General features: G+C 71.0%; 7 protein-coding genes and 1 pseudogene. 2 read left to right on the forward strand and 6 right to left on the reverse strand.

Annotation, left to right across the window (positions count from 1 at the left end; translation table 11 throughout):
• Nucleotides 1–277 (reverse strand): annotated as a pseudogene (locus ACH4S8_RS09000) (acyl-CoA dehydrogenase); the annotation flags it as partial.
• A 376-nt stretch (nucleotides 278–653) separates the two neighbouring features.
• On the opposite strand from ACH4S8_RS09000, the gene ACH4S8_RS09005 reads away from it, so the two are divergent.
• Nucleotides 654–2,822 (forward strand): SpoIIE family protein phosphatase, encoded by a 2,169-nt coding sequence (locus ACH4S8_RS09005; RefSeq protein ID WP_398392034.1) that lies wholly within the window; start codon nucleotides 654–656, stop codon nucleotides 2,820–2,822.
• 170 nt (nucleotides 2,823–2,992) lie between these two features.
• Here ACH4S8_RS09005 and ACH4S8_RS09010 read toward each other — a convergent pair whose 3' ends face one another.
• The 4 genes from ACH4S8_RS09010 to ACH4S8_RS09025 form a co-directional block, all read right to left on the reverse strand.
• A complete protein-coding gene (locus tag ACH4S8_RS09010; protein WP_398392035.1) occupies nucleotides 2,993–4,177 on the reverse strand; it encodes a type III polyketide synthase in 1,185 nt (394 codons plus the stop codon).
• A gap of 1,468 nt (nucleotides 4,178–5,645) precedes the next feature.
• A complete protein-coding gene (locus tag ACH4S8_RS09015) occupies nucleotides 5,646–6,086 on the reverse strand; it encodes a hypothetical protein (protein WP_398392036.1) in 441 nt (146 codons plus the stop codon).
• A gap of 394 nt (nucleotides 6,087–6,480) precedes the next feature.
• On the reverse strand, nucleotides 6,481–7,593 hold the full coding sequence (locus ACH4S8_RS09020; RefSeq protein WP_398392037.1) for a catalase family protein: 1,113 nt from the start codon (nucleotides 7,591–7,593) through the stop codon (nucleotides 6,481–6,483).
• A gap of 1,708 nt (nucleotides 7,594–9,301) precedes the next feature.
• Nucleotides 9,302–9,595: a hypothetical protein gene (locus ACH4S8_RS09025; RefSeq protein WP_398392358.1), complete on the reverse strand. Its 294-nt coding sequence runs from the start codon at nucleotides 9,593–9,595 to the stop codon at nucleotides 9,302–9,304.
• A gap of 467 nt (nucleotides 9,596–10,062) precedes the next feature.
• Between ACH4S8_RS09025 and ACH4S8_RS09030 the strand changes: the two genes are divergently transcribed.
• Nucleotides 10,063–11,448 (forward strand): MFS transporter, encoded by a 1,386-nt coding sequence (locus ACH4S8_RS09030; RefSeq protein WP_398392038.1) that lies wholly within the window; start codon nucleotides 10,063–10,065, stop codon nucleotides 11,446–11,448.
• Between the two features lie 57 nt (nucleotides 11,449–11,505).
• On the opposite strand, the gene ACH4S8_RS09035 is transcribed toward ACH4S8_RS09030, so the two are convergent.
• The gene (locus ACH4S8_RS09035; protein ID WP_398392039.1) at nucleotides 11,506–13,431 is read right to left on the reverse strand and encodes a helix-turn-helix domain-containing protein; all 1,926 of its coding nucleotides are present in this window, start codon (nucleotides 13,429–13,431) and stop codon (nucleotides 11,506–11,508) included.
• Nucleotides 13,432–13,435 lie beyond the last annotated feature (4 nt).

Here is a 13,435-nt window from a genome sequence, read left to right on the forward strand (position 1 = left end):
GGCGGCGAAGAAGACGTAGCTGTCGGACCCCTCGACGTCGGTGCGGCGGCCGAAGGCGGAGACGACGGAGACGAGTGCGGCGGCGTTGCCGCTCTGCCGGACTGGACCGGGGCCGAGGACCGTGACCTGCCAGGCGTACCGGTGGTCCAGGCCGTAGAAGCCCGGGAACTCGTTGAGCGCGGCGATCCGGGCGGTGTCCCACCGCTTGTCCGGTTCCCCCCTCCCCCGCAACGGACGACGGCGTCGGAAAGACGGCGAACAGGTTCTCCTTCGCCGCGACCGGCTACCGCCCCGCCGAGCGCGATGCCCGGCATCCCGCGGGCGGCAGGTCTGCATGACGTAGGGGCGGCCTGATCATGCTGCTCCTGCGCGCCTCTAGAGCGAACCCGGACCGGCCGTCGCCACCGGGCGCCGGCGCCCGGTGGTCCTGCGGCGGTCGTCACGTCCCGGCAGGCGATGCCCCCGGCAAGGTGAGCACGGCCCCACCGGCCTCGGCGTTCCCTCATGGTCGGCGTTCACCGCGCGATCCGCCGTCGTGGGCGAAGCGACCACCGGTGTTATTCAATGAGGTGTGCGGTCAGGGGTCCCGGTGCCCTGACGCACGGGTCCGAGTACAGCCCCGGCGCCGCGTCGGGGATTGCCGAGAGAGCCGCATGGACTCCACACCCTCCCCCTCGTCCTCTTCGCCGTTCGACACGGTCAGCAGCGCCCTGGGGCGCTACGTCCCGCGCGGCGGAGCGGCAGCGGCGGCCGGCCCTGCGAACCCGCAGGGCGACCGCGCCACCCGCCAACGCGTACCCGACAACCCGGCAGCCGACCGGCAGGATCGGATTCTCGGCGTGGTCAACCTGGACAGGGATCTGAGAATCACCCGCTGCAATCTGGACGCCCCCGTATTCGCGGGTCTGAACGCCGCAACCGGGAGCCCTTTCGCCGATCTCCTGCCCGCCGGGGACGTACCGACGGTCACACGGCGGTTGCGGCAGGTCCTGGAGATCGGTGAGGCGCACGTCGCCCGGATCCAGCGCCTGCGGCGCGCCGACGGGTCGGAGCTGGTGGTCTCGCTGAGCATCCTGCCCGCCGCGGCGCCTCAGGAGGGCTTGACCGTCTCCGTGATCGCCATGGCCAGGAGGCTGCACCTGTACGCCGCCGAGACCGCGATCGGCACCTCGCTGGACATCGGCGAGACCGCGCAGTCGCTGGCGGAGTCCCTGCTGGCCTGGGGAGAGGTGGCCGCCGTCGATCTCGACTTCGCCGTGTGGACGGGCGAGGGAGTCACCGAGCAGGCGCAGGGCCGCATCCGGCTACGGCGGGCAGCCCTGGTGCCGGACCGGGCGTGGCCCGAGGGTTACGTGACTCCGGGCGGTGATCTTCCGAGCGACGCGAGTCGCCTGCTGGCACAGGCGGTACGGCGGGGCGATGCCCCGCAGCCCATCGTCATACCCGACCGGGAGGCGGTCGAGCGGCTGCTCGGCAGTCAGCGCGTGATCCGTGCCCTGGTGCCCGGTGACCGGTCGGCGAGTGTGGCGTGCGTACCGCTGGTTCTGGACGGCGCGCCACCCGTCGTGCTGGGCGTGGCGGAGGTCTGGCGGCGGGCGGACCACCCCTTCCGCGACAGCGAGTTGTTCGACCTGCAGGAACTGGTGGCCAGGACCGCCCATCACGTCGACCTGGCCCGTCAGCACCAGCGCGAGCACACACAGGTGCTGGCGTTGCAGCGCCGGCTGCTGCCCCGGACCGGCGGCCGCACCATTGAGATCGCCAGCGTCTACCAGCCCGCCACCCCCGACAGCGCGGGCGTCGGCGGCGACTGGGTGAACAGCTTTCCGCTGCCGGACGGCCGCACCGCGCTGGTGGTAGGTGACGTCGTCGGGCACGGCCTGGGAGCCGCGGCAACCATGGGCCAGCTGAGCATGGAGGCCCGCGCGCTGCTGTCCGCGGGGTTGGCACCCGACGAGGTGCTGGAGCACCTGGACGAGACCGTGACGCTGCTGGACGACGCGGAGTCCGGGCTGGCGGCCGGCTACAGCGCTCTCGGCTCCACCTGCTGCATCGCCCTCTACGACCCGGTCAGCCACCACGTGGCGCTCTCCAGCGCGGGCCACCTCCCTCCGGTCCTGGTGCTTCCGAACGGACACGCAGGCCCGCTCGCGGTCCGCCCTCACCCCGGCCTGGGAGCCGAGTTCGCGCTGCGGGAGCCGTTCGACGTGCACACGTTCGACGCACCCCCGGGCTCCCTGCTCGCCCTCTACACCGACGGCCTGGTGGAGGATCCGGCCCTGTCGATCGACGAGGGCATCAGCAGGCTGGCGGATGCCGTGTCCTCGGTGCACCCCTGGGACGCCCTGCAGCAGGCCGCACGGCACGTCGTCTCCGCGCTGGCGCCCGTGCGCCAGCGCGACGACGTGACCCTGCTGCTCGCGCGCATGATCGGCTACCGCAAGGGGGACACCGCGACCTGGCGGCTACCCGCTCGCGACGACGCGCCCGCCCGTGCCCGCGCGCACGTCTCCGCGCTGCTGCGGCAATGGCGCACCAGGAGCGACGCCCAGGACGACGTGCCGCTGCTGGTCAGCGAGCTGGTCACGAACGCGGTGCGCTTTGCCGCCGGTCCCATCACGGTACGACTGATCAGGGCCGGTGGTGGTCACGGGCTGCTGTGCGAGGTGGGCGACACCGGCAACGGCAGGCCGCGTCTGAGCCGGGGCGGCCTCCTCGACGACGGCGGTCGCGGCCTGCGCATCGTGCACCGGCTCACCACCCGGTGGGGGGTCCGGTGGACGGACACCGGCAAGGTGGTCTGGGCGGAAGTCGCAAGATGACGCGGCTGCGGGACGGGGCGCGGCCGGGCGTACGAGAGCGCGGCGAGGGCAGGGGCGGCGTGCGCGTCAGCCGACGCCACCGACGGCCCGGACGGCGCCCTCGGCGGTACCGGTGGCGTGACCGGTGATGCGGACGGCCCGTTCGCTGCTGCGGTTGGCGTGGGCTCGCACTACAGCCACTCCCCTTCCAGGGCGGTTGCGGTGAGGCCCGGTGCCGCCGCGTACAGGACGGCGCGACTGCCCGACTTCTGTCCGGCGTCGTGCGCCCGCCTCAGGATGTCGAACACGGCGGCGCCTCCACGGTTGCCGCTGGTGTAGCTGTCCCGGCTGTAGTCCAGCAGCCCGGACGGCCACGCGTCGGGCATCGTCTGTTCCATGTACTCCAGCACCCGGGTCCCGCCGGGGTGCGCGAGCAGCACGTCGGGGTGCCAGGAGTCGGGGTCGTCCTGGTAACGGAGGCGCAGCCACTCCCACATCGCGGTGACCGTCTCCTGTACGGCGCGCGGCCCTCGCCGGTCCATCACGAAGTGGGTGCCGTCCGCCCGCGTTTCCAGGCAGTGCAGGTCTTGGGTGTCGGGCACGGTGTGGTGCCAGGCCGCGTCCAGCCGCAGCACCGACTCGCGCCTCGGGCGACCCGTGACCACCGTGGCGACCGCGGTGTCCGCGAACAGCAACCGGACGATCAGGGACTCGAGGGTGTCGTCCGCGGGCTGGTAGGTCGTGCTCAGCGCCTCCGCGATCACGACCAGGACCACCCGATCGGGGTCCGCGGCCACGAGATCGGCCGCCAGGGCCAGGGAACGGGTTCCCGCGACACAGGCCCACTGCGTGGCCGGCAGCAGCATCACGTCGTCGCGGAGAGCAAGCTTGTTGGCCAGGGCGATGTCCAGACCGGGCAGCGCCGGGGTGGTGGAGTGACTGGTGATCAGGCAGTCGACGTCCGCGGCGTCCAGCCCGGCGATCTGCAGGGCCCCGCGCGCCGCACGCTCCCCGTAGGACTGCACGGCCTCCCAGGCCGGCGCGGTGCGCTCCTGGACGGTCTGCGGCGCGGGTATCGCCTCGAGGGCTGCGATCACGCGGTCCACGTCCTGCTGGGTGAACCCGTCGCGTGCCAGCGTCTCTTGGACGGTCCCGATGCCGACAGCCTGCAGGCCGCTGCGGTCGCCGGGCGCGACGGCGGTCTCCAGCGGCAGCATCCACCCGCGGGTCTCGATGCCCGTACTGGCCGCGATGCCGTCGATCCGCGGCGCCCACGCCACATCCGGGTGCCGGTCGCGCACCTCCGCCACGATCTGACCGGTCTCCACGGCGTGCTCGCCGTGTATCACAGCAGGAGGACAGAGGTAAGCGGCCATGATGAGCACCTTTCCAGGGGGCAAGGAGGAACGTCACGAGGACTGCGTCATGGGCCGCTTCGGAACTTCGCGCCCATGCCGATGGGCTCCACTTCGGGAGCCGCTGTCCAGGTCGAGCATGGACACCAAAGGGACATTTCCGCTGTGACCGACACAACTCGGGCGCATTTCGGGGGGCGTGATACGGCACACACCGCCGAAACAGAGGGGCCCTCAGAGCGGTTCCACAGGTCTTGGCTGACTCCACATCAGCCGGGGATGTCGCCCGGTCCGGGCGCGCACCGTCGGCGGGCCGGGGTCGGCGCCCGCCGTGACGGTCCCGCGGAGGCGGCCGGCCGATGCCGCGACACGGCACCGAACGACTCCCGTGGCCGACGGAAAAGACCGGCTCGTCGACATCGTCACCCGCCGCGCCCCGCTCCAGGCCTTCCTGCGCCACGCCGAGGAGATCCGGCAGGCCGCGCAACGTCCGCCGTCCCACCGCCGGACCGACCGCGCTCCACCCCGAACGCCGGAGGATCGAGTCGGCCTTCCACTCCCTGCGCCACACGCCGCAAACCGGACCGTTGCCGTGCTCCCAGGCCCCCGGCCGGTGTCCGTCAGGAGCCATGAGCACACCCGGCCGCCCATCAGGCTGCGCCTCGGAGCATGGCGGAGGTTGCCGGATCCAGGCCCGGAACCGACCCCACCTCGTCCACCGTCGCCCTGGAAGCCGTCAAGGACCAGGGCATCGCCGCTGCAGGCGTGCCGCCTGACGGAGAACCAGGCCGGACTGGACAGGCTGTTCCGGAGAACCTGCCGCCGCCGCGTCGACCGCGAATCGCCCCGCACCGCGTCAAGTGCCCGATCTCACGGCACGCGTCACCGCCGGACCAGGCCCAGGCCCTCGGCGCGGCCCGCATCAGCGACGCGACCATCACCGTGGACCGGAGTCAACAGGTCCCGGTGGTCGACGAGACCGGACGCTGCAGTTGATGCGGACCGACCCGGCACGTTCCTGGCATCTGCGGGACCGCCCGGGGGATCGGCTTGGACGACGCAAGCGGACTACGCGCCGAACTCGGCCGGCGGGTCCACGAAGGCATCCTCCGCAGGATCGCCCGAGCGTCCACGCGCTTGATGACGAATGAAAACGTCCGGCTGCCGGCACGACCCCTTCTCCGGGGCATTGATAGCCGCGAGCTCGCCTTGACCACGCGGCCTCGGAAGCACCCTGACGAGTTGCGTGAGCGAGCCGCCCGCGAGGTGAGGACTTCGGGCTGCTCCGCCTCGCGCGCCGTCCGGGATCCGGGCATCCGCGAGGAAGCCCCGCGACCATGGGCCCGCCAGGCCGAGGCCGACCGAGGCGAGCGGCCCGTTCCGCCGACCACTGCGGTGAGTCGAACTGCCGCGAGGTCACCGCAGCGGCTCGCCGGCCCATGACCGATCGCACCGCAGACCACGACGCGCGCGTGCGTCGCCAGCCGGGTCAGGGCGGCGTCGAGGGCGGGACGAGGGAGGTGTCGATCTTCAGGGCGCCCTCGCCGTCGGAGACCACGTGCTCCTGGACGCCGAGCATTCCGACCGCGTGATCACCCGGCTGGAAGTCGGGGCGGTTGGAGACGGTGGCCTCGATGGCCGATCCGGCGCGCATCACCTCACCGGTGCCCACCGGCAGCAGGCAGGAGGGACGGTCGTCCAGCCGGCCCCGCATCGCCGGGTCCAGGGAGATGACACGCGTGCGGCCCGCGAACCGGTCCGGGCCCGGTTCCTCGACGGACCCCGTGCAGTGCTCCCAGCCATCGGGGTGCACGTCGCCCACGGGGCGGGCCGACAGACGGATCTGACGGTCGGTCGCGGACCTCGCGCCTCCTGCCGTTACGACTCCCCCGACCATACCGATCAGTGGGTACGCCAACGACCACGACATGCGCCACAGACCCCCTCCCCCCTGGTCCCGTACCAGTCAGGTCGGACTCGACCGGCCGGGCCCGATCCGGTCGAAGACAGGCAGCCCTGCGAAGTCGACGCCCAGGGTCTTGAAGTCGCAGGTGCTTGCAGACGACGGACGTGGTCATGGACGGGGACCTTGCCGACGTCAGGTCGTGGGCGAGTGAACCGGATGCCGGGCACGAGCAGTTCGTGCACGAGTTCAACAGGTCCGAGCCACGGGAGTCGCCACCGGCCTCCGGGGCACCACACACCTGCCGGCCATCCAATCCGCCGGCCACCACCTGGCCACCGCGCCCCTGGGTGTCCAGCGGGCCGGTGGACGGCGGTGCCGTGCCCTCTTGACCTGCGCGACGGCGCGCGACCGAGGCAGCTCAGCCCAGCAGCTCAGCGCTGCCGGCCGGTTCGCGCCGCTCTTGCCCGTTGATGCGGTGCCGTTCGATGGACGAGCGCCGGTACACCTCCTGCCGCACCCGCTGGATCTCGCCGATGGGCCGGTGCTCCTCGCGTGAACGCCACGGCGTGATCGACGTGGCGTCGGCGGCCGCCAGGTTGTCGTCCCCGCCGATAGCCTGGCGCGGGAGATCCACCCGGGCGACCGTCACCCAGGGGGACAGGTCCTCGGGCCACTTGACGGACGTGTTGTCCACCTGCATACGGGCCAGATCGGTGTTGAGCTGGACCTGGAGCTCGAAGGAGTGGTCCCGCTCCGCGGCCTCGGCCACCAGGGTGCGGCGGAATGCCTCATTGTCCGCGCGCACGTCCACGATCTGCTGTGTGATGGAGGCCAGGGACGCGGCGGTCGGCACGGTACGGATCTTGGCGATGTGGTCGCCGTACCGGAAGGCGCCCATGCTGTTGTAGCTGTACGACAGCAGGTTCCTGCGCGGGACACCGGTGAACGACAGCATGGCGAACAGTTCGTCCCACAGCCAGCTGTCGGGATCGGCGAGCGTCAGCCGACGGGTCAGGAACTCCGCCATCCAGGTCTTGCGGCGGGCCGGATCCACGAGGGCCTCGGGCAGTTCGGCGAACAAATCCTCGATCACCATGTAGTCGTAGGCCGTGTTCGCGAAGAAGACATCGTTGTTGATCAGGTTGAGGTCGAAGGTGCCGCTGTCTCGTTCGTCGTCCAGCAGCGAGGGACCGGCGACTCCGAACAGCTTGATGCCCATTCCGCAAGCCGCGCCCAGCTGATGGTCGGGGCGGTCGTGGCCCAAACCGTTCGAGTAGCGGACGACGGCGTCGTACGTGGTCGGCCGCGCGAAGATTCCCTGCCGGTAGAAGCCAGGATTGTCACCAACCGTGACCGTGGCCTTGAGGAGGCCGTAGGTCTTGCCGTGGGCCGTGCGGACAGCACGGCCCACGGTCTCGCGCTCGACCGAGGCGCGAGTACGACGCGCCACCTGGGCGACGACTGCTTCCAACTCCTCCTGGTAGGAAGGGCGTTCGATGGGCTGATAGTCCTCGTAGCGAACAGGATTCATTGTGCCGCCTCCCTCTCGTGGTGTACTGCGCACAGACGCTAGTGTGCAATTCAGTTGTGCACAACATAACTGTGGGCGATCACACTTTCCCGGCACCGAATCGTCGGTGCCGGCTACTCGTCGGCGCCCAGCGGGTGGGGTGCGGCGCAGAGGGACGGCGGACAGAAATGAACGGCTCCCTCCAAGCAGTCCAGTCACCACCTGGCCTGTCCGGCCAAGGTCCGCCGGCGCATCGAGCACGACTACCGCGAAATCGACACGGCTTGGGCCCGGACCACTTCGAAAGCCGATCCTGGCCGGCCGACACCACCACGTCACCCTCGTGACCGCCGCCCACGTCTTCCTCTGCCGTACGCGGACCAGGTGGAGGTTTCTGTGCCGGGGAGCCCTGCCAGTGCTTCAGCCACCGGCTTCCCCTTTGCCGCTCGGTGAGCCACTAACCGGTAGAAGAGGCGCTGATGCTGACGGAAGGACTGGTGGAAGGACTGACGGAGGAACTGGCGGAGGGCCTCGCGGAAGGGGTTGCCGTCTGCGAGGGCGAGCTGGGGCGGCGGCCGCTGGAGGCTCGGGGGGTCGGCTTCGCCTTCACCGGTGGCGGCGCACTGGTGGTGGCGGGAGGCCGAGAGACCGGTGACGTGCTGCGAGTCGCCGTTGGCAGAGGACGCCGGGTCCCGTCACCGTTTCGGTCCCGGACGCCCTTTCGGGCCGGGTGCGTGGTCACACGCTCCGGTGAAGCCTGCGAATCGGGAACGCGGACCCCGGGCTCCTCGGGGGACGGCTGTTCCGGGATCGAGGCTGCTCGTGGGACCGTCGACTGGGGAAACACCGATGCGGTGGCCAGGCCTCCGAGGAGGGTGAAGGCGGCTGCGGCAAGAGACCGGACGGCATACTTCTTCAGCCGCGCCGGACGGTCGTACCGGTCAGCCGACGGGTCTTGCGAGGCAGTCGGCGACCCGGGAAGGGGCGACCCGGAGGAGCTCGGTCCCCAACTCGGGCGGACCTCCGGCATCGCGGCCTCGACGGTCGGAGCACCGCCGCTCCGATCGCTCAGCTGTGCCACGCCGGGGTCGTACGCCCCACACTCCGGGCAGGTAACGGCGCCGTTGAGCGTGCGGCTGCACGGGATGCAGTAGTTCATGAAGCGACCGTCCTCAGTCCTTGAGTTGACGGGAGCAAAGGTGCACCCAACCCGGGCAGCAGTCAGCGGTGGGGAGACGCCGCTTGGTTTGTTTCGGACCGATCTTTGGCATGTACAAACCTCACTTACCGGTCTACAGGTGGGTCAACCGGTTACTGGGTTCAACGGGACGCATCGCATGAGTGCTCACCCGCAGGCCGAAAAGTGGGGTATGTAACTCTGCTGGAAGGGGCGTTGATGACCGGGACGGCGCGGCAGCCTCGGCGTACGAGCCGAACGGTTGCGGCTCGATCCGGGCCGAGTGCTGCTCACTTCCCACGGCTCGACGCCCCCCGGGCGCATTTTCTTCGCTCCTGCGATGTCCTGGGGCAAGGCGGTCAGGCCGAGGAGAGTCTCACGGGCAGCAGCAACCGCACTGCAACCGGAGCCGGTCGTCTTGGCGGCCGCCGCGAGTCTGCTCCCACCTTCGAGACCTGCCGGACCGCGGGAGGGCAACCGGAATTGAGCGCTTACCGGCATGGAGGTGAGGCGCGCCAGACTGCCGGGCCCGCCGCGGCGACAGCGGTCGCATCAGCGTCGACGCTGCGGAACACCACCCTGATCACGCAGCACGCGGCCAGGTTGTGAGCACCGGGTCAGGGGGTCGGACCGCGCAGCCGCACGGCCCGGCACCTTCCGGCCATCCAGCGGGGCCGGTCGAGGGGCGATTGTCCAGGGGCAGTTGACGGCCGGGCCCCCTGTGTCAGGGGTGCAGACGTCGAAGCCGAGGCCGCCGTCGAGGGTGTCGTTGCCGGCATTGCCGTTCATGGTGTCGTTGCCGGCCAGTCTGGAAATGGTGTCGTTGCCGGGTCCCTTGGAGTGCAGCCGCCGGACGGTGCGACGGTGTCCCTGGTGCTGTTGCCGGTCTGCTCAACGGTGATGCTGCTACCCCGCCCCACCCCGGAAGTGATGGTGGTGCCGGTCTTGTTGACCAGCGTGGCGAGAATCCCTGCCGGTCGTGCTGCGGCAGCCGCGGTGGATGCGTCCGTGAGGTACGAGTGAAACCGCACACCGTGGCCAGAAGCGCGACGGTGCGCTGGACCCTCCTTCAGCACCAAACCAGCACGGAAGTCAGCACCGCACCATCAAATCACCCCGAACTACGCGTCCCGGACAGCACTTGCTTCGACCACCTTCGAGCCCCTGAACCGCCCGTCCGCGAACCGGCATGGTGGCCGCACGCATAAGCAAGCCTCGAACTATGTTGCCCCGCCACATGTGCGCCTGACCTGCATGTTTCTACGGTGTGCCGACACGTACCCGTCCCCACCGCACACGAGGAAGTGGCGCACATGGCCTCCGGAACCACCGCTCCCCCACCCCCCGCCAGCCTCAAGCGCATCGTCGCCGCGAGCCTCATCGGCACCACCATCGAGTGGTACGACTTCTTCCTCTACGGCTCCGCCGCCGCCCTGGTGTTCAACAAGCTGTTCTTCCCCGACTCCGACCCGCTCGTCGGCACGCTCCTGTCCTTCCTGACGTACGCCGTCGGGTTCGCGGCCCGGCCACTGGGCGCGCTCGTCTTCGGGCACTACGGCGACCGGCTCGGCCGCAAGCGGCTGCTGGTGCTGAGTCTGCTGCTGATGGGCGGGGCGACCTTCGCGATCGGCCTGCTGCCCACGCACGCGACCGTCGGCGCGGCGGCCCCCGTCCTGCTCACGACGCTGCGTCTGGTGCAGGGCTTCGCGCTGGGCGGCGAATGGGGCGGTGCCGTCCTGCTGGTGTCCGAGCACGGCGACGCGAAGCGGCGCGGGTTCTGGGCGTCGTGGCCGCAGACCGGAGCTCCGGCCGGTCAGCTTCTGGCGACCGGCGTTCTGTCGCTGCTGACCGCCACGCAGTCGGACGGCACCTTCGTCTCGTGGGGCTGGCGTGTCCCGTTCCTCCTCTCCGGCGTTCTGGTCGTCGTCGGTTTGTGGATACGTCTGTCTGTCGACGAATCGCCCGTGTTCAAGCAGGCGTTGGCACAGGCCGAGGCCCGCAAGACTTCAGGAGCGGACGAGTCGGCGAAGCTGCCGCTGGTCTCCGTCCTGCGCCACCACTGGCGTGACGTGCTCGTCGCGATGGGCGCCCGTATGGCCGAGAACATCAGCTACTACGTGATCACCGCCTTCATCCTCGTGTACGCCACCACTTCCGCCGGTGTCTCCCGGCAGACCGCGCTCAACGCCGTCCTCATCGCCTCGGCCGTGCACTTCGCCGTCATCCCGGCCTGGGGCGCCCTCTCCGACCGCATCGGCCGCCGCCCCGTCTACCTGCTCGGCGCCGCGGGCATCGGCCTGTGGATGTTCCCGTTCTTCTCCCTCATCGACACCGGCGGCTTCGCGAACCTCGTCCTCGCCGTCACCGTCGGCCTGGTCCTGCACGGCGCCATGTACGCGCCCCAGGCCGCCTTCTTCTCGGAGATGTTCGCGACCCGGATGCGCTACTCGGGTGCCTCCATCGGGGCCCAGTTCGCCTCCGTCGCGGCGGGCGCGCCCGCCCCGCTCATCGCGACGGCCCTGCTCTCCTCCTACGACAGTTCGACTCCCGTCTCCCTCTATGTGATCGGGTCGGTTCTGCTGACTCTGATCGCCGTGGGCCTCGCGAAGGAGACCCGCGACCGCGACCTGTCCGCCATCGAGACCGTGACCGACGATCAGCCGGCTCCGGTCACACCGGCAGACGCCCGTACGGTCTGACCGCGAGACCGCGAAACCTCGCTACCCGATCCCCGTACGCGATGCCGCGTGCGGGGATCAGCGCGGCCCGTGTGACGACAACCGGTGTAGTCTCAGGGCGAGTTGAATCTCCAATATGCGGGCCGGGCTCTGCCAGTCGTCCCCGAGCAGGCGCCCCACCCGCTCCAGCCGCTGTGCCACGGTGTTCACATGCACGTGCAGGGCGTCCTTCGTGCGCGCCGGGCTCATCCCGCTGGCGAAGTACGCGTCGAGGGTGACCAGCAGGTCGGTGCCGCGCCGTTCGTCGTAGCCGACGACCGGTCCGATCGTCCTGCCGACGAACCCTGAGATGTCCCGGTCCCCGGCGAGCAACAGTCCGAGGAAGCCGAAGTCCTCGGCGGCCGCGCCGTCGCCCGTCCGGCCGAGCAGGCGCAGCGCTTCCAGGCAGCGCTGCCCCTCCGTATAGGCCGCGGCCACCGCTTCGGGGTGCGCCGCGAGCCGGTCGAGCGGCGCGGAGGCGCCGACGGTCACCGGCTCCTGAACGGCGGTGCCCAGTTCCTTGGCCGTGCGGCGGGCCAGTGCCGTCGCCGTGTCTCCCGGCCCGAGCGGGAGCAGGAGGACGGTTCCGCCGTCGCGGGCGGCGGCCAGTCCGTGGCGGGTGGCGGCGAGGTGGGACGCGGCCGACCACAGCCGTCTGCGCGCGCCGGCCTCCTGGCCGGCGTCGGCGCCCACGGCGTCGAGCCGGGCCGCCAGCACCACATGGTGTCCGTCGAGATCGGCGTGCAGACGGGCCGCCCGCTCCCTCAGCAGCCCGGGATCGCGGTCGCGGGCGTCGAGCAGGTCGTCCAGCAGTTCGCCGCGTACCCGCTGTTCGGCTTCGGAGGCGGAGCGTCTGGCGAGCAGGAGCAGTGAGGTGACCATCGCGGCGCGTTCCAGGGTGCGCTGGTCGACGGGGTCGAGGCTGGGGTGCCCGCGCAGCACCAGCGCGCCGAGCAGTTCGCCTCCGGCCGCCACCGCGGCGACCCAGCCGTCGCCGTGCCGTACGGCGTGGCCGCCGGCGCGGGCGGCCGCCACGGCCACGGGCGGGGTGCCGCCGGGGTCCGTGAACTCGACGGTGCCGTCCAGGACCTCGGAGACCGCGGCGGCGACGTCGTGGACGCCCCCGCCCCGCAGGACGAGTTCGGCCAGCCGGTCGTGGATGCCGGAGGCCCGCTCGATCACCGCGCTGCGGTCCCGGATGATTTCGTTGGCCCGGCCGAGCCGGTCCAGGGCGGAGCGGGTCTCCGTCAGCGCGTTCGCCGTGTCGATGGCCGCGGCGGCCAGGGCCGCGAACGAGCCGAGCAGGGCGATCTGTTCCCGCTCGAAGACCCGCGCCCTGCGGTCCGCCGCGAACAGCACGCCGATGACCTGGGGGCCGATCATCAGGGGCACTCCCAGAATCGCGACGAGACCTTCGTCCTGGACGCCCGCGTCGATGGTCCGGGTGTGCTGGAAGCGCTCGTCCTTGAAGTAGTCGTCGGTGACATACGGGCGGGCTGTCTGTGCGACGAGTCCGCCGAGGCCCTCCCCCATGCCGAGCCGCAGCTGCTGGAAGCGCGCGGCGACCGAGCCCTCGGTGACCCGCATGTAGGTGTCGCCCCTGGCCGCGTCGTTCAGGCTGAGATACGCGATGTCCGTGCCCAGCAGCGACCGGGCCCGCTGCACGATCGCCCGCAGTACGGCGTCCAGGTCGCGCAGGCCCGCGAGGTCGTGCGCGGTCTCGAAGAGCGCGGAGAGTTCGGCCTCGCGGCGGCGCCGTCCCTCTATCTCCGTGCACACGCGCAGAGCGAGCAGCTTGGCCTGTTCGAGCGCGGCGACGCGCCCCTCCGACAGGCCCTCGGCACGGGCGAGCAGCACCGGCTGCTCGTAGGCGTCGGCACTCGCTCCTTTGGCCAGGAGTTCCAGGAACGGCGCTTCCGCGCTGTCGGCGGAGCGCTCGGCTGATGGCAGGTGATCGCGAGACATGGCA

Origin of the sequence: Streptomyces sp. NPDC021080 (genome assembly GCF_044333225.1) — a bacterium.
Classification (GTDB): domain Bacteria; phylum Actinomycetota; class Actinomycetes; order Streptomycetales; family Streptomycetaceae; genus Streptomyces.

Coding starts and splice junctions, on each gene's coding strand:
- ACH4S8_RS09005 (WP_398392034.1), top strand. CDS start 654: ATGGACTCCACACCCTCCCCCTCGTCCTCTTCGCCGTTCGACACGGTC.
- ACH4S8_RS09010 (WP_398392035.1), bottom strand. CDS start 4,177: ATGGCCGCTTACCTCTGTCCTCCTGCTGTGATACACGGCGAGCACGCC.
- ACH4S8_RS09015 (WP_398392036.1), bottom strand. CDS start 6,086: ATGTCGTGGTCGTTGGCGTACCCACTGATCGGTATGGTCGGGGGAGTC.
- ACH4S8_RS09020 (WP_398392037.1), bottom strand. CDS start 7,593: ATGAATCCTGTTCGCTACGAGGACTATCAGCCCATCGAACGCCCTTCC.
- ACH4S8_RS09030 (WP_398392038.1), top strand. CDS start 10,063: ATGGCCTCCGGAACCACCGCTCCCCCACCCCCCGCCAGCCTCAAGCGC.
- ACH4S8_RS09035 (WP_398392039.1), bottom strand. CDS start 13,431: ATGTCTCGCGATCACCTGCCATCAGCCGAGCGCTCCGCCGACAGCGCG.